Origin of the sequence: Paraburkholderia sp. J8-2 (genome assembly GCF_905220195.1) — a bacterium.
Classification (GTDB): domain Bacteria; phylum Pseudomonadota; class Gammaproteobacteria; order Burkholderiales; family Burkholderiaceae; genus Paraburkholderia.
Genome location: NZ_CAJMZA010000032.1, coordinates 1 through 15,455, shown reverse-complemented (window position 1 = coordinate 15,455; position 15,455 = coordinate 1). Strand labels below are relative to the sequence as shown.

At 65.2% G+C, this 15,455-nt stretch carries 14 protein-coding genes; 10 read left to right on the top strand and 4 right to left on the bottom strand.

Annotation, left to right across the window (positions count from 1 at the left end; all coding sequences use genetic code 11):
• Positions 1-137: 137 nt before the first annotated feature.
• Complete coding sequence (locus U5A52_RS36155) at positions 138-2,051, bottom strand: PAS domain S-box protein (protein ID WP_321915071.1); 1,914 nt, start codon at positions 2,049-2,051, stop codon at positions 138-140.
• Between the two features lie 689 nt (positions 2,052-2,740).
• Between U5A52_RS36155 and U5A52_RS36150 the strand changes: the two genes are divergently transcribed.
• From U5A52_RS36150 to U5A52_RS36135, 4 genes are all read left to right on the top strand, one after another.
• Positions 2,741-4,693 carry a putative bifunctional diguanylate cyclase/phosphodiesterase gene (locus U5A52_RS36150; protein WP_321938840.1) on the top strand — a complete coding sequence of 651 codons (1,953 nt, stop codon included), beginning with the start codon at positions 2,741-2,743 and terminating at the stop codon, positions 4,691-4,693.
• A 43-nt stretch (positions 4,694-4,736) separates the two neighbouring features.
• Positions 4,737-5,606 carry a flagellar motor stator protein MotA gene (gene motA / locus U5A52_RS36145; protein ID WP_321915073.1) on the top strand — a complete coding sequence of 290 codons (870 nt, stop codon included), beginning with the start codon at positions 4,737-4,739 and terminating at the stop codon, positions 5,604-5,606.
• A gap of 10 nt (positions 5,607-5,616) precedes the next feature.
• Positions 5,617-6,555 (top strand): flagellar motor protein MotB, encoded by a 939-nt coding sequence (gene motB / locus U5A52_RS36140; RefSeq protein WP_321938838.1) that lies wholly within the window; start codon positions 5,617-5,619, stop codon positions 6,553-6,555.
• A 202-nt stretch (positions 6,556-6,757) separates the two neighbouring features.
• A complete protein-coding gene (locus U5A52_RS36135) occupies positions 6,758-7,216 on the top strand; it encodes a PRC-barrel domain-containing protein (RefSeq protein WP_321938836.1) in 459 nt (152 codons plus the stop codon).
• A gap of 54 nt (positions 7,217-7,270) precedes the next feature.
• On the opposite strand, the gene U5A52_RS36130 is transcribed toward U5A52_RS36135, so the two are convergent.
• Entirely contained in the window at positions 7,271-8,395 is a 1,125-nt protein-coding gene (locus U5A52_RS36130; RefSeq protein WP_321938834.1) for an aromatic ring-hydroxylating dioxygenase subunit alpha, read from the bottom strand.
• Positions 8,396-8,543: 148 nt separating this feature from the next.
• Between U5A52_RS36130 and U5A52_RS36125 the strand changes: the two genes are divergently transcribed.
• Both U5A52_RS36125 and U5A52_RS36120 read left to right on the top strand, forming a co-directional pair.
• Positions 8,544-9,395, top strand: coding sequence for an intradiol ring-cleavage dioxygenase (locus U5A52_RS36125; protein WP_321938832.1), 852 nt, complete (start codon positions 8,544-8,546; stop codon positions 9,393-9,395).
• 351 nt (positions 9,396-9,746) lie between these two features.
• Positions 9,747-10,016: a hypothetical protein gene (locus U5A52_RS36120; protein ID WP_321915079.1), complete on the top strand. Its 270-nt coding sequence runs from the start codon at positions 9,747-9,749 to the stop codon at positions 10,014-10,016.
• Positions 10,017-10,046: 30 nt separating this feature from the next.
• Here the strand turns inward: U5A52_RS36120 and U5A52_RS36115 are convergent, their stop codons facing one another.
• The gene (locus tag U5A52_RS36115; protein ID WP_321938830.1) at positions 10,047-11,009 is read right to left on the bottom strand and encodes a D-glycerate dehydrogenase; all 963 of its coding nucleotides are present in this window, start codon (positions 11,007-11,009) and stop codon (positions 10,047-10,049) included.
• A gap of 286 nt (positions 11,010-11,295) precedes the next feature.
• On the opposite strand from U5A52_RS36115, the gene U5A52_RS36110 reads away from it, so the two are divergent.
• From U5A52_RS36110 to U5A52_RS36095, 4 genes are all read left to right on the top strand, one after another.
• Positions 11,296-12,054, top strand: coding sequence for an SDR family oxidoreductase (locus tag U5A52_RS36110; RefSeq protein WP_321938828.1), 759 nt, complete (start codon positions 11,296-11,298; stop codon positions 12,052-12,054).
• Positions 12,055-12,124: 70 nt separating this feature from the next.
• Complete coding sequence (locus tag U5A52_RS36105; protein ID WP_321938826.1) at positions 12,125-13,444, top strand: MFS transporter; 1,320 nt, start codon at positions 12,125-12,127, stop codon at positions 13,442-13,444.
• 29 nt (positions 13,445-13,473) lie between these two features.
• Entirely contained in the window at positions 13,474-13,866 is a 393-nt protein-coding gene (locus U5A52_RS36100) for a VOC family protein (RefSeq protein ID WP_321915084.1), read from the top strand.
• A 51-nt stretch (positions 13,867-13,917) separates the two neighbouring features.
• The gene (locus tag U5A52_RS36095) at positions 13,918-15,174 is read left to right on the top strand and encodes a citrate synthase (RefSeq protein ID WP_321938825.1); all 1,257 of its coding nucleotides are present in this window, start codon (positions 13,918-13,920) and stop codon (positions 15,172-15,174) included.
• Between the two features lie 27 nt (positions 15,175-15,201).
• On the opposite strand, the gene U5A52_RS36090 is transcribed toward U5A52_RS36095, so the two are convergent.
• Positions 15,202-15,455, bottom strand: a 254-nt coding sequence (locus U5A52_RS36090; protein ID WP_321938824.1) for a hypothetical protein, incomplete at its 5' end; no start/stop codon positions are given.

Here is a 15,455-nt window from a genome sequence, read left to right as displayed (position 1 = left end):
GGAAGGAGAACCCGGCAGAAGCCGGAAAGACACGTCGCCCACTGGCGAGACTACGGGAAAATTTAGGGAGCCGCACTTGCCGCCGGCAGGGCGCCAGCGGCAATCGAATCAGTCACATGAAAACGGCGTGCGCCGCTTCACGCATTCAACGCCACCATTGCCTTGGCGCCCGGCGCCAACCGCCACGTATTACGCCCCGCGCGCTTGGCTTCATACATTGCGGCGTCGGCCAGACAAAGCGGATCGTCGGCGAGCGCCTTGTTCTCGGCCTCGACGGAAAGCACCGCATGGGTGGCGTCCACCCTGCCCGCCGCCCCAGCCGCGCCGGTCAGCACGACCCCCACGCTCGCGCTCGTTTCGATCACGCGCCCCGCAGCGACGAAGACCTTCGACACCTCGCGGCAAATGGCCGCCGCAATACGCTCGCCGGTGCGCGCGTCGCTCACGCCGCGGCTCGCCACCACGAATTCATCGCCGCCCAGGCGGCTCACCACGTCGCCCGTGCGCACGGTGGTGACGAGCCTGCGCGCGGTCTCCTTGAGCAAGGCGTCGCCCACGTCGTGGCCGTAGCGGTCGTTGATCGCCTTGAAGCCATCCATGTCGATGAAGAAGAGCGCGAACGGGCTGCCGCTCGCGCGCAGCTCGCACAGCGCCTCCTGCAACGCGCGCCGGTTCGCGAGGCCCGTGAGCGGGTCGATCAGCGCGCCCTCGCGCAGGCGCTGCTCGGTGCGGCGCTGCTCGGTCACGTCGTGCGCCATCACGTAGAAGCCGGTCACCTTGCCCTCGCGCCGGCACGGAATGTAGGTGGCCGACCATACGCGCTCGGAGTCGGCCCGGTAGCGCACCTCGTTGCAAGTCACGCGCTCGCCTGCGAGCGCGCGTGCGAAGAGCGGCTGCAACTGCGCGAAGACTTCGGGGCGCAGCGTTTCGCTCAGGCTGCGACCGCGCAGCGCGGCCGGCTCCGCGCCGAACACGCGCTTGAACGTCTCGTTGTTGAACTGGTAGCGAAGATCGCGATCGACCACGGCGATCAGCGCGGGCACGTTGTCGGTGATCGTCTGCAGCGCGTCGCGGCTGCGCCGCAGCTCCGCCGTGCGCTCACGCACGCGCGCTTCAAGCTCGACGTGATAGTTGCGCAGCGCCTCTTCGCTCTTCTTGCGGCCGGTGATCTCCTGCACGGCCGCGATGAAATGCAGCGGCGTGCCCGCCACGTCGCGCACGAGCGACACCGCGAGATTGACCCACACGGCCTGGCCGTCGGGCCGAAGGTAGCGCTTTTCGATCGCATACGTGGCCGCGCGTCCCGCGAGCAGTTCGGCCACTTGCGCGAGATCGGCGGCAATATCGGCCGGGTGCGTGACCGAAGCGAACGTGCGCCTACGCAGTTCGCTCTCGTCGTAGCCGATGATCTCGGAGAACTTCTGGTTCACGTCGAGAAAATGGCCGTCGAGACCGACCACGGCCTTGCCGATCGGCGTTTGCTCAAACACGGTCCGAAAGCGCGCCTCGCTGATGGCGAGCGAGCGGCGGTCACGCTCGTGCGCCGTGCGCGAGCGGTTCAACTGCCGGCGCAACTCCAGTTCGCGTTCGACCAGGTGCGCGAAGTCCGCGAGCTTCGCGCCCTGCGCTGCGTCGAACGTGCGCGGCTTTTCGTCGATGAGGCAAAGCGTGCCGACCACCTGGCCGTCGGCGAGACGCAGCGGCGAGCCCGCATAGAAGCGGATGTTCGGCGCGCCCGTGACGAGCGGGTTGTCCAGAAAGCGCTCGTCGTCCAGCGCGTCTTCCACCACGAGCATGCGCTTGCTCAGCACGGCGTGCGCGCAGAACGACACGTTGCGCGGCGTTTCGCACGCGGCCAGCCCATGGTGCGACTTGAACCACTGGCGGTCTTCGTCCACGAGCGAGATCAGCACGACCGGCATGTCGAACGCGAAAGCGGCGAGCCGCGAGATGCGGTCGAATGCCTCTTCGGGATCGGTGTCGAGTATGTCGAGTTGCCGCAGCGCCCGAAGGCGCACATCCTCATCCAGAGGAAGCGGAGCAGTGATCATCGTGGAGAGTCCCGGCTGGGCGGATACGGTTGGGTGGCGCGTTCCGCACCGGCGCGCCTCACTTCGGTTTACGGCCGGAACACGCAAAAACTGAAGCACGGCAATGTCCGAAGCACGCGCGCGGCGCGGCCCTCCGCGCCAGGCATTTCCCTTACGCAGAAGCCGGGAATTAAGCGCACGAACGTTCGGTATACGTGCAGTTGCGCAATCATCACTCCCTGCCGCCTTCATGCCCCTACCGCCCGCGCGGCCCGGCCCACGGCGCATCATGCCTCTCACCGCGCGGAAATCGTCACGCCACAATTGATTCGGCATCCGAATTACATGCCATTTTTAACCGGTTGGTTATCGTGTTGTGAAATCGATCAAGCCCTCAAAAAAAAGAGGTCTGGAGACTTCAGCAACGGTTTTTCATCGCCGTAAAAAGGGCAAAGCTCCACCCTTTCCGGTGTCACCATGAGAACCCTTGCGCAAACCCTGCGACTGAAACAGACCACTGGCATCGCCTCTGCGGCGCGCAATGCCGCTGGCCGCGGCACCAGTACCCGCATGAGCGCGGCGCCCCGTGCGCACCGTGCTCCGTTGCGCCGCGCTCATGTGCGTACCGGCACATCGCGTCACTACGCTGTGCGCCGCCTCGCGGCGCAGGCGCGCACGCGCAGAATCTAACGCCACACGGCCATCGAAGCATGAATCAGGAAACCGTGGCGGCCATGCCCGATCCCACCTCCGCACTCAAACCCCGGGCAGCGCTTCCCTGGATCGTCCGTACGCGCGCTACGCTGCGCGCCTCGATCCGCGCCCGCACGAAGTTCTTCATCGGACTGTTTTTTGCCTTGTTCGCCACGCAAACCACGCTGCTGGCAAGCCAGCTGATCGCGTTTGGCCACGCTTTCGAACGCATGGATACGACCTGGCACCACGAAAGCACTGCGCAGGAGACCGAAGCGCCGCACCGGCAAGCCGTTTCCGCTTCGCCTCGCGAGCTTACCGCCGAGCGGCTGCGCAGTCAGGTCCAGCACGGCATCCTGCGCGTGCATCACACGCTCGAAGCGGCCATTGCGATCGCGCTCGCCACGCTCGCCTTTGGCCTCGTGCTGCTGCACTACCTCGAACGCACGCTGCTGCGTCCGCTGCAGACCTTGACCGATTCGCTCGTGCGCCTCGCGCACGGCGAAGACATGCGCGCATTGCCCGACATGAACCGCACCGACGAGATTGGCGCGATGGCGCATGCCTTCGATACGTTGTGCGAAAAGTCTCGCGAGCTGCATATCGCCCATGAGGCCACGCGCGCCGCCGAGGCACACGCCCAGGCGCTCGCGCGCCACGATCCGCTCACGGGCCTGCCCAACCGGCGCCTGCTCGCGGCGGAAATGAGCGCGGCGCTCGAGCGCACGCAGCACCGCTCGCCCGATTACCTCGTGTTCGTGATCGACCTCGACCGCTTCAAGCCCGTGAACGACTTTCACGGCCACGCCGCGGGCGACACGGTGCTATGCGAGATCGCAGCGCGCCTGCGCCGCGTGGTGCGCGACGGCGACACGGTCGCGCGTCTGGGCGGCGACGAATTCGCCGTGCTCGCCCGCGTGCATCGCGACGACCACATCGAGGCCGCGAGCGAACTCGCGCAGCGCCTGCTCGCCGCCACGCGCGCGCCCATCGACATCGGCAAGCTGCGCATCAACGTGGACGCGAGCATTGGCATTGCGTGCTGCCCGCGCGACGGCGGCGACCCCGACGCGCTGTTGCGCGCCGCCGATATCGCCATGTATCGCGCCAAGTGCGAAGGCAAGGGCACCTACCGCTTCTTCGAGCAAAAGATGGACGACGAACTGCGCCTGCAGGCCTCGCTCGAATCGGACTTGCGCCGCGCGCTCGCGGGCGGCGATATTCGTCCGTTCTACCAACCGCTCGTGCGTCTCGCCGACGGCCAGACCACGGGCTTCGAGATTCTCGCGCGCTGGCACCACGAGCAGCGCGGCTGGATCTCGCCCGAGGTGTTCGTGCCGCTCATCGAGCAGATGGGCATTTCGCCCGCGTTCACCGCTTCGATCTTGCGGCGCGCGTGCCGCGACGCGCTGGGCTGGCCCTCGCGCTATCACCTCGCGCTCAATCTCTCGCCCGCGCAGTTCAAGGACACGCAACTCGCGGCGCTGCTACTCACGATCCTCGCCGACGAGGGCATGCCGCCCGAGCGCATGGAGATCGAGATTACCGAATCGGCGCTCATGTACGACTTCGACGCGGCGCGCGCCGTGCTCGCGGACTTCCGCAACGCGGGGCTGCGCATGTCGCTCGACGACTTCGGCACCGGCTATTCGAGCCTGCAGCACTTGCGCGAACTGAAGGTGGACAAGCTGAAGATCGACCGCTCCTTCGTGCTCTCCATGGCTTCGTGCAACGAGAGCGCCAAGATTGTCGACGCGATCATCGCGCTCTCCACGAACCTCGGCATGAGCACGGTGGCCGAGGGCGTGGAGACCGCGGAACTCGCGCGCACGCTCGCGGCCAAGGGCTGCGACTACGCGCAGGGCTATTTCTTCGGCAAAGCGATGGCGGCGCGTGAAATCGACGCTTTGCTGAACGTGGATCGTGCGGCGAACGAGGCGCATCTAAAGCGTGTTGTCGAGCCGGCCTGAATGGATTGATCCGTATTACTTTGAAAAAGAAAAGGTAGACATCATGTTTGTCGCAATTGGCTGGATAGTCGTGCTCGGATCGGTGATCGGGAGCTTCGTGGGCGTGGGGGGCCACCTGCCCGCGCTCGTTCAACCGTTCGAACTCCTGTGTATTTTCGGCGCGGCGCTGGGCGCGTTCGTGGTGAGCAATCCCACGGCCACGCTCGGCAAGACGCTCAAGGCGCTGCCCACCTGCTTCAAGGGCGGCGGCTACACGAAGGCGCAATACCTGGAGTTGATCGCCCTCCTCTACGAGCTGCTGCAAAAGGCGCGCAAGGAAGGCATGATGGCGCTCGAAGCCGACATCGAGGCGCCCGAGAACAGCCCGATTTTCCAGAAGTACGCGCGCGTGCTCTCCGACCATCATCTGCTCGACTTCATCGTCGACTATCTGCGCATGATGTCGAGCGGCAACGTGAACCCCATGGAAATGCAGGACCTCATGGACGAGGAACTCGACACGCACCACTCCGAAGTGTCGATCGCGCCCAACGCCATCCAGAAGATGGCCGACGGCCTGCCCGCCTTCGGCATCGTGGCGGCCGTGATGGGTGTGGTGCACACCATGGGGTCGGTCGGCAAGCCGCCCGCCGTGCTGGGCGAGATGATCGCAGGCGCGCTCGTCGGTACGTTCCTCGGCATTCTGCTCGCCTACGGCTTCGTCGGCCCGATTGCCGACCTGCTCAACGCCAAGGGTCGCGCCGCCAGCAAGCCGTTCCAGTGCGTGAAGGCCGTGCTGCTCGCCTCGCTCGCCGGCTACGCACCGCCCGTGGCCGTGGAGTTTGGCCGCAAGGTCCTCTTCACGTCGGACCGCCCGAGCTTCCAGGAACTCGACGAAGCGGTGCGCGCCACCAAAACGCCGAAGGCCGCTTAGGAGTCCCGATATGCCAGAACGCACTCCAGGCTCGCGCGCCGCGCGCGACACCGAAGGCAGCAAGGTCACCCTGGTGGTGCGCCGCGTGAAAAAAGGCGGCCACGAGGGCCATCACGGCGGGGCATGGAAGATTGCCTATGCCGACTTCGTGACCGCAATGATGGCGTTTTTCCTCTTGATGTGGCTGCTCGGCTCAACCTCGCAGTACGACCGCGACGGCATTGAGAAGTACTTCAACACGCCGCTTTCGGCCATGCTCGGCAGCACACCCGCTGCAGCGAATCCCAATCCGAGCGTGGTGCAAGGCGGTGGCCGCGACCTCTCCAGCAAGACGCCCGCCGTGGGCGGCTCGAACGCGCAGACCACGCTCTCGCACGCCGTGCCAGTGGAAGCGCTCGACAAGTCGCGTCTTTCGCAGCTGAAGGAAAAACTCTCGGCGCTCATCGAGCGCAAGCCGGAATTGCGCGCGTACCGCGACCAGATCCGCATGTCGATCACAGACGAAGGCCTGCGCATCGAGCTGGTCGACTCGCTCAAGCGCCCCATGTTCGCAACCGGCAGCGCGAAGCTCGAAGACTACGCGTACGAGATCCTCGTGCAGATCGGCAGCGCGCTCAACGACGTGGACAGCGGCGTGTCGATTGCGGGGCACACCGACTCGGTGCCCTACTCGGGGGGACTTGCGGGCTACTCGAACTGGGAGCTATCCAGCGAGCGCGCCAACGCCGCGCGCCGTGCGCTGGTGGCCGGCCGTCTGAGCGAGGAGAAATTGCTCCAGGTGCGCGGCCTCGCCGACGTTCTGCCGCTCGACCACGACACGGCGGACAGCCCGTTGAACCGCCGCATCAGCATTCTGGTGATGAGCAAGGCCGCAGAGCGGGCGTTCTTCGAACAGGCGAAACGCTACGGCGTCGAACCGCCGCAGAAGGGCGCCACGCCCGCCTCATAAGGCTTTGGCCTCCAAACAGGCAGGAACGCCCCCAATGCGCCTCGCCCCGGCGCATCGAATCGACGGGCACAGCGCGGTACGCCGCTTGCTGTATCTCCCAGCAAGCGGCCAGAACCGCCGCGGCATCGCCTGCCGCCTCACACGGGAATCGTCGGGAGTCTGGCCGGACTCAACGTTGTTCCCCTGATATCTGGAGACCATCATGCCCACCTTCATTCCTCCGCCCATGCCAACCGGTAATGGCGCGCGCATCGTCGGCAAGGGCCGCGTAAGCGCAGCGGGGCCCGGCCCCGACGTGATGGCCGCCAGCACGCTCGACAGCGACCGCGTGCTGAGTTCGGACGGCCAGGAAGTCGGCAAGATCAAGGAGATCATGCTCGACGTGCAGAGCGGCCGCGTGGCCTACGTGGTGATGTCGAGCGGCGGCTTTCTCGGCATTGGCGACAAGCTGCTCGCCATCCCCTGGAGCGCGCTCATGCTCGACACGAGCCGCAAGTGCTTCCTGCTCAACGTGTCGTCCGAGCGCGTGAAGGAAGCGCCGGGCTTCGACCGGGACAGCTGGCCCGCCATGGCCGACGCGACCTGGGGCAGCACGCTGCACGCGTATTACGGCGCCGAGCCGTACTGGGCAGCGGTCGAGCCGGTGACGCCGCGCCACTGAGCTTCCTGCCCGGCTCCGAACGGCAAGCAGGCGTTCGGAGCCGCACGCGGTCGTTCAGCGCCGCGATGTCCCGGCGTTCTCCGCCATTTGCTCCGCCTCGGCAGCGCCGGCGGCCTCCAGTGCCCACGTGTTCACCGTGCGCCGCATCGGGCAAGCAATCACCGTGGCCACGCGGCTCGCCTGCTCCGCCTCGGGCACATTGCACCCGCCCTCCGCCAGCGCCCGCACGCGTTGTCTGAACGCGATCTGCAAGGCATCCGATTTCACCGACACCTCGCTCTGCCAGCTCTCGGGCACGCGAACCGGCCGGATACGCCGGAGCACGGCGTGGTCTTCCTCGAAAATGCGCAGATTGCGCGCGCGAAAACGCCCGTCGAAAAGCGGATTGCGCAGAAAGCTGCGGCCCATCATCCAGAACGTCTGCGTGCGCCCCGCATCCACCGGCACATGCGCCGACGCGATATGGATGCGCCAGCCATTGGCCAACGTCAGTTCGAGCGTCGCGCACGGGCCGCTCAGGTGAAAACCCGTTTGCGTGACCACGTCGACATGTTCGCCCGTAGGCGTGCGGCGCAGCCAGCCCTTGCGCACGGGCCGCCGCATCACGAGCCGCGCGTGGCCGCTCCAGGCGTTGGCGCTCACGTTGACTGCGTCGATTTCGGGGCGGTCGGGCGCGCCGAACGAACTGCCGTGCACGAACGGCGCGTGCGCGAAATCGAGTCCGTTCTCGATCACGCGTTCCCAGTTCGCCTCCCACGCGTAAGTGCCGTATACGACGCGCACATTCGGGTCGTCGGCCCAGGCGAGATCGGGCAGCGGCGGCCGCTCCTCTTCGGGCAGGTCGCCCACGAACGCCCAGATCCAGCCGTGACGCTCGACCACGGGGTAGCGGTCCACGCGCGCTCGCGCTGGAATGCGCGCCTGCGGCTGCGCGGGAATGTGCGTGCACACGCCGTCGCCGCCATAGCGCCAGCCGTGGTACGGGCACTGGACCTCGCCGTTCACGCGGCGGCCGGCCGCGAGCGAAGCGCCGCGATGCACGCAAATATCGGAGAGCAATTGCGCGCTGCCCTGTGCGTCGCGAAACGCGACGTAGCGGTGACCGAGCAGCGTGACCGGCAGCAACTGCTCGCGCAAATCCGCGGCGGCGGCCACGACGTACCAGAGGTTTTTCAGCATGTCAGATCGAAGCAGAGAATCGAATGCGCCAATTGGACCAGATTTGGGGTCCCGATGGCGACAGGCGCACAATACGTGCCGTTACGACGCGGCTTCGATGCCGCCATCGCCTGACAACTCCGGGCAACCCTACAGGTAACCGCTAACCATGACCCAGTTCTTCAGCGAAGCCGCCTCCGCCGAGGCCGTCAATGCGCGTATTGGCGAAAACGCCGACGAGCGTCTGCGCGAGGTGATGAGCGCGCTCGTGCGTCACCTGCATGCGTTCGCGAAAGAAGTGCAGCTGACCCAGCCGGAATGGGAAACCGCCATCGACTTCCTGACCACGGCCGGCCAGCTTTGCAGCGCCGAGCGCCAGGAGTTCATCCTGCTCTCGGACACGCTAGGGTTTTCCATGCTCGTCGATGCCATCAACAACCGGCGCCCGAGCACCGCCACCGAAAACACGGTGTTCGGCCCATTCCACGTGGCCGGCGCGCCCGAGCGCGAGATGGGCGCGTGCATCACCGCCGACGGCAAGGGCGAGCCCTGCCTGTTCGAGGGCCGAGTGCTCGATCTCGAAGGCCGCCCGGTGGAGGGCGCGCGCATCGACGTGTGGTCCGACAACGCCGACGGCTACTACGACGTGCAGCAGCCCGGCGTACAGCCCAAATGGAACAACCGCGGCATCTTCACGACCGGCGCGGACGGCGCGTACCGCTTCGTCGGCATCAAGCCGGTCTCGTACCCGATCCCGCACGACGGCCCGGTGGGCAAGATGCTAGCAAGCCTCGGCCGGCACCCGTACCGGCCCGCGCACATGCATTTCCTCATCACCGCGCCGGGCTTCCAGAAGGTGGTCACGCATACCTTCGTGGGCGACGATCCATACCTGCAGTCGGACGCCGTGTTCGGCGTGAAGGCGTCGCTCGTCGCGCCGTATGAGCGCGTGGCGGACAGCGTCACGCCCTGGCGCTCAACGTTCGATTTCGTGCTGATGCCGCTCGCGCCGCACGCCTGATTCAGCAATGCCGCGAACTGGACGCAATATCGCGCCCTGCTCGCCGCATTGTCCGCCGCGCCCAGGTCATAGACTGATCCTGCAGTCGAACGAACAACCGGGAACACCTTGGGGGCGGCGATGCGGGTCACGAACTGGATTCTGGTGCTGGAATGCGCGTATATGGAGTTTTCCAGCTGGCGCGGCAAGAACGTGTATCGCCGCACGGTGGCGTACGACAGCGTGGTTTGGTGCTAGCGCTAAACCATAAGCCATCGACGCAACGGCAATCCTCCACTACAGTCGAAGATTTTGAAGGCGCGCTAGAGACGCCCGCCTCCCGTCATCGTTGCTGGAATCGAGGATCCGACCATGCTGTTCCCCGCCGTTGCCACCGTCGCCCTGCTGATCGTGGTGTATGTCCACGCGAACATTCCGCGCTTCACCGAGCGAGGGCCGAAGCGCATCGTCGCCCACGCCACGCTGTTGCTGGGGGGCCTGTGCTTCGGCGTGATCGGCGGCATGATGGCCGGAACGTTCGCGCCGCCGTGGGCGGTGATCGCTTGCGGCATGGGCGTCGTGCATCTGCCGGCCCTGTGCATGGTCGTGCTCAAGCGCTTCAAGCACTCCGGGCGCAGCTAATACGGCGTTCGCCAGCCGCGCCCACCGTCCTCAAACGCGATTCAACGCCGGCCGCCCGTCGAGCACCGCGGCCACATTATCGAGCGCGGTAAAGCCCATCTGGTCGCGCGTTTGCACCGTGGCGCTCGCCATGTGCGGCGTGAGAAAAACGTTGTCGAGGCTGGCAAAGCGCTGGTCGACATTGGGCTCGTTGCGGTACACATCGAGGCCCGCGCCGAACAGGTGTCCCGAGGTCAGGGCGTCGTAAAGCGCATCTTCATCCACGAGGCCGCCGCGCGCCGCGTTGACGAATACCGCGCCCTTCGGCAAGCGCCCAAATTCCCTTTTCGTCATCAGGGGCGCGCCGCCGCCCGGCACGTGCAGCGTGAGCACTTCGCAATGCGGCAGCATCTCCTCGAAGCTCGCGTAATAGGTCGCACCGTTTTCCACGGAAGGCGCAGCACGATTGATATCGGTGTAGATCACGCGCATGCCGAAGCCGAGCGCGCGCTTCGCCACCGCCCGGCCAATACGGCCAAAACCCACAATGCCCAGCGTCTTGCCATTCACGCGCGTGCCCAGCATGTCGGTCATGCCGAACGACTTGCCCCAGCCGCTGCGCATGATCCGTTCGTACTCCGATGCACGCCGGCATGCTGCCAGCATGAGCAGCATGGAAAAGTCGGCGGTGCATTCGGTCAAGGCGTCGGGCGCGTTCGTCACCACTATGCCGCGATCGCGGGCAGCGGCCACATCGAGGTGATCGACGCCCGCACTCGCGTTGGCGATGATTTTCACGCAAGCAGGCAGCGCGGCAATGTGTTCGGCCTGCAAGCCCGACTTCTTGCCGATCAGCACAGCCGGCACCTCGTGCTGCTTGCAGAAGCCGACCACAGACCACGCGTCCATATCGGCGTCGGTCACGAAGGCATGGAATTCGGCCACAGCGCGTTGCGCCACAGCGGCGGGCACTTTTCGCGCGATCAGGAGCCTCACGCGTTGATTTTCCGGCATGGTGTTTTCCCCTTTGGGTATGAACAGACGTCGAGAGACTACGAAAGCACCTGCCGGCCGGTCAATGTTGATTCGGCGAATCAAGTTCTGGCGGGCGCTGTGGCCCTGTATTCGCTTCAGCGCGTGTGTACGCGGCGCTTTACGCGATCCGCGCATCAGGAAAACCCTGATCCGGCGCCCAGATATCAAGGCCCCAGATGTTGATTCAACGAATCAAGATTGCTGCGCGCCTCACGCGAATGCAATTCTTTTCCCGTGTTCAATGGAATCGGGAAGAGGACGCGAAATGTCTGCATCGAAAAAGTTCGCCGCCGTGACGGGCGCTGGCTCCGGCATCGGCCGCGCCACCGCCGTGGCGCTCGCCAACGCCGGGTTCGCCGTTGCGCTAATCGGCCGCCGCGTCGAACCGCTGCTGGAGACGAAGGAACGGATCGGCAACGGAGGGGCAGACGCCCACGTGTTTTCCGCAGATGTGACCCAGGCGGAATCGGTCGAGCACGCGTTCGCGCAAATCGCGCAGACCTTCGGCCGTCTCGACGTGCTGTTCAACAATGCAGGCCGCAACGCGGGCGCCGTGCCGCTGGAAGACTACGAAACCGACTTCTGGAACGATGTGGTCGCAACCAATCTCACCGGCGTATTTCTGTGCGCGCGCGCCGCGTACCGGCTCATGAAAGCGCAGTCGCCGCAAGGTGGGCGCATCATCAACAACGGCTCGATCTCCGCGCATTCGCCGCGCCCGCACACCATCGCCTACTCGGCCACGAAGCACGCCGTAACGGGCATCACCAAATCGATCGCGCTGGACGGCCGCGCGTACAACATCGCGTGCAGCCAGATCGACATCGGCAACGCAGCCACGTCGCTCACCGAGCGCATGAACAAAGGCGTGCTGCAGGCCGACGGACGTCTCGCGCCCGAAGCGCGCATGGACGTCGAGCACGTCGCAAATGCGGTCGTGCATATGGCGAGCCTGCCGCTCGAAGCCAACGTGCTCAACATGACGATCATGGCGAGCGCCATGCCGTTTGTCGGCCGGGGATAGCGCAGCGCCTCGCCCGATTTGAACGCCCAACATAAAAAAGCAGGCGTCAGAACTGATATTGGAGACACCGATGAAAGTCGCAGAGGAACAGGTTTTACCCGCCCAAGCTCCGGCCTGCGCGAATAGTGCAAAGCGGTCCCGGGTACGGTACTTCGTGCTCTCGATGCTGCTCGTGGCGACCGTGCTCAACTTCGTCGACCGCTCGGCATTGGGCATCGTGGCACCCGGCCTTTCGAAAGATCTCGCGCTCAACAAGATGCAGATGGGCGAACTGTTCGCGGCGTTCGGCCTCGCCTACTCGATCGCGCTCCTGCCAGGCGGCATTCTCACCGACGTGCTCGGCTCGCGCGTGGCCTATGCGCTCTCGCTCGTGGGCTGGTCAATCGCCACGCTCACGCAGGGTTTTGCGAGCGGCTATCACATGCTGCTCGGCTCGCGCCTCACCATGGGCGCGCTCGAAGCCCCGGCGTTCCCCTCGAACACGCGCGCCGTCACGTTGTGGTTTCCCGTGCAGGAACGCGGCTTCGCCACGAGCGTGTACGTGATGGGGCAATACGTGGGCACACCGCTCTTCACCGGCCTGCTGCTGTGGATTTCTGCGGCCTATGGCTGGCGCACCGTGTTCTTCGTGACGGGCGGCTTCGGCATTCTCTTCAGCATGGTCTGGTATCGCATGTATCGCGATCCGCACAAGCACGGCTCGGTCAATGCCGCGGAGCTTCAATACATCAACGAGGGTGCGGCGCCCGCCACGCGCAAACCGCGCGAGAAGTTCGACTGGCGCATGGCGCTCAAGCTGCTCAGCTACCGCCAGATTCTCGCCATTTGCCTCGGCAAGTTCTGCAACAACACGCTGCTTGTTTTCTTCACGACGTGGTTCATGACGTACCTGATCGAAGCGCGTCATATGTCGATGATCAAGGTGGGCATTTTTCAGGCCATGCCGTTCATTGGCGCGACGATTGGCATTCTCTCGGCGGGCTTCCTCTCGGACTTCTTTATCCGGCGCGGCGTGTCGATCTCGGCTGCGCGCAAGGCGCCGCTCATCATCGGCACGATGCTCGGCGCTTCGATCGTGCTCGTGAATTTCGTCGAGTCGAACGAAATCGTGATCGCCATTCTCACCGTGGCCTTCTTCGCGCAGGGCATTGGCTCCATGTCGTGGGCCGCCGTTTCCGAAATCGCGCCGCGTCAATACGTGGGCCTCACGAGCAGTATTACGAGTCTTGCCGCGAACATTGCGGGTGTCACCACGCCGCTCATGATCGGCTACATCACGCAACACACCGGGCACTTCTACTGGGCGCTCAACCTCATGGGCGCGATCTGCCTGCTTGGCACACTCTCGTATTCGCTGCTGCTCGGCAAGCTCTCGCGCATCGAACTCTGACACTCGCACACACACGGGGCGAAAAACGCATGATCGAATTCAAGTGGGACCATCTTCAGCTCTGCTCGGCCAATGCGGAGGCCACCGCCGCGTGGTTCGAACGTTGCCTGAATGCCGAAATCGTACGCAGGCCGGGCCGCGTGGATCTGCGCATCGGCGAGATCAATCTGTTCATCACGCAATTGACAGGCGAGCGCGCTGCGCAACGAACGCGTGAGGCACGCTCGCAAGGCATCGATCATTTCGGCGTGTTGGTGGACGATCTCGATGCGGCCTTCGCGCATCTCACGCGTCATGAAGCGGAAATCGTCGAACCGGTGAAGCCCATTCGCCCGGGCGTGCGCGCCTGCTTCGTGCGCGCGCCGGGCGAGATTCTCATCGAAGTGCTCGAGCGGCGGCCCGCAGAGATGACTTTTCGCTGAAAAACCGTCAATATTGCCGCTGAATAGCCGCACTGCCCCGTCTGCCCTGCCATGCCAAACTGGATCACCCTGACTGAAGCCGCCCGTCAACTCGGCGTACAGGCGCAGACCGTCTATGCCTACGCAAGCCGCGGCAATATCGCGGTCATGCCCGATCCGCACGACCCGCGCAAGAGCCTCTACCGCGCCGAAGACGTCGCCAGCCTGTGCCGCAAGAAGCAGGTGGGCCGCAAGCGCGAGGCGCTCGCCGCGGGCACGATCTTCGGCGCGGAGCCGTGCATCTACAGCAGCATCACCACGTTCTCGAAGGGCCGCCCGTATTACCGGGGGCGCGACAGCATCGCCATGGCGCAAACGGCCAAGCTCGAAGACGTGGCCACCCTCCTCTGGAACGCGCGCGCGGACGTGACATTCGAAGCCGCCGACATGCGCCTGCACGGCGAGGAGCGCGGCCGCGAATGCGCGTTCACATCGCTTGCGGCCATCGCGGCGCGCGGCCACTCCACGCTTGGGCGTACCGACACGGCCCTGCACGCGGAAGCCGGCCGGCTCGTGGCGGTCATTGCTCATGCGTTCGGCGCACGCTGCGAGGCATCGGCAAACGCCGCCCCGCCGCCAGTTCACGAGCGCCTCGCGCTAGGCTGGGGCCAAGGCAGTGAGGGCGCGGAGTTGATCCGCCGCGCCATGGTGCTCGTGGCTGACCACGAGATCACCAGTTCGGCATTCGCCGCACGCATTACGGCGTCCACCGGCGCGTCGTTGCCGGGCTGCCTGCTCACAGGACTCGCCACGCTCTCCGGTCCGCTGCACGGCGACGCATCGGGCCGCGTGCGCGCGGTGTTCGACGACGTGGGGCGGCTCGGCGCGGAGCATGTCGTTGCCCATCATTTACAGTCGGCCATTCCCATTCCGGGGTTTGGACACCATCTCTATCCCGACGGCGACCCGCGCGCGGACGCCTTGCTGGAAGTGCTGGACGCACCCGCGGAGATCGCCTCCTTCATCGAGAAGGTCGTGGCGCTAACAGGCCTCAAGCCGAATATCGACGTGGCGCTCGCCACGCTCGCTGCGCAACTCAAGCTGCCGCGCGACGCCTCGTTCGCGCTCTTCGCCACCGCGCGCAGCGTGGGGCTGCTCGCGCATTGCATCGAGCAGCTCAGGGTGGGCAAGGTCATCCGCCCGCGCGGACGCTACACCGGGCCCGCGCTCGAAGATGCCAACACCGCAGCGAGCGCAGACGAGAACGCCAAAACGCCCGACGCAGCGACGCTCGAAAAGAACCGCCTCTTCAAGTCCGTGGCGCGCTGAGGAACGCGCAAGGCGACTCATCGTCCTTCACGCGCTCATCTCTTTACGCTTCTGATATTCAGCCATCCAAAGCAATATTACGCTTAAGCGTACCCGATAAATCGCTGCCTGGCGTTGGACGAAAGTGCGTTTCGCTTGCACAATTTTTTGTGCGCACGACGCGGGCGAAATAATGCCTGACGCTGGCTCGCAACGCGTCGCGAGCTGCTGTATGCTCTGCGCGCATCTTCGACCAGAAAGAATTAACGCGCCCATGGCCCAGACATTCCCGCAGTCATCTC

Excerpts from the sequence above, each read along its gene's own strand:
- U5A52_RS36155 (WP_321915071.1), bottom strand. The coding sequence starts at position 2,051 with ATGATCACTGCTCCGCTTCCTCTGGATGAGGATGTGCGCCTTCGGGCG.
- U5A52_RS36150 (WP_321938840.1), top strand. The coding sequence starts at position 2,741 with ATGAATCAGGAAACCGTGGCGGCCATGCCCGATCCCACCTCCGCACTC.
- motA (WP_321915073.1), top strand. The coding sequence starts at position 4,737 with ATGTTTGTCGCAATTGGCTGGATAGTCGTGCTCGGATCGGTGATCGGG.
- motB (WP_321938838.1), top strand. The coding sequence starts at position 5,617 with ATGCCAGAACGCACTCCAGGCTCGCGCGCCGCGCGCGACACCGAAGGC.
- U5A52_RS36135 (WP_321938836.1), top strand. The coding sequence starts at position 6,758 with ATGCCCACCTTCATTCCTCCGCCCATGCCAACCGGTAATGGCGCGCGC.
- U5A52_RS36130 (WP_321938834.1), bottom strand. The coding sequence starts at position 8,395 with ATGCTGAAAAACCTCTGGTACGTCGTGGCCGCCGCCGCGGATTTGCGC.
- U5A52_RS36125 (WP_321938832.1), top strand. The coding sequence starts at position 8,544 with ATGACCCAGTTCTTCAGCGAAGCCGCCTCCGCCGAGGCCGTCAATGCG.
- U5A52_RS36120 (WP_321915079.1), top strand. The coding sequence starts at position 9,747 with ATGCTGTTCCCCGCCGTTGCCACCGTCGCCCTGCTGATCGTGGTGTAT.
- U5A52_RS36115 (WP_321938830.1), bottom strand. The coding sequence starts at position 11,009 with ATGCCGGAAAATCAACGCGTGAGGCTCCTGATCGCGCGAAAAGTGCCC.
- U5A52_RS36110 (WP_321938828.1), top strand. The coding sequence starts at position 11,296 with ATGTCTGCATCGAAAAAGTTCGCCGCCGTGACGGGCGCTGGCTCCGGC.
- U5A52_RS36105 (WP_321938826.1), top strand. The coding sequence starts at position 12,125 with ATGAAAGTCGCAGAGGAACAGGTTTTACCCGCCCAAGCTCCGGCCTGC.
- U5A52_RS36100 (WP_321915084.1), top strand. The coding sequence starts at position 13,474 with ATGATCGAATTCAAGTGGGACCATCTTCAGCTCTGCTCGGCCAATGCG.
- U5A52_RS36095 (WP_321938825.1), top strand. The coding sequence starts at position 13,918 with ATGCCAAACTGGATCACCCTGACTGAAGCCGCCCGTCAACTCGGCGTA.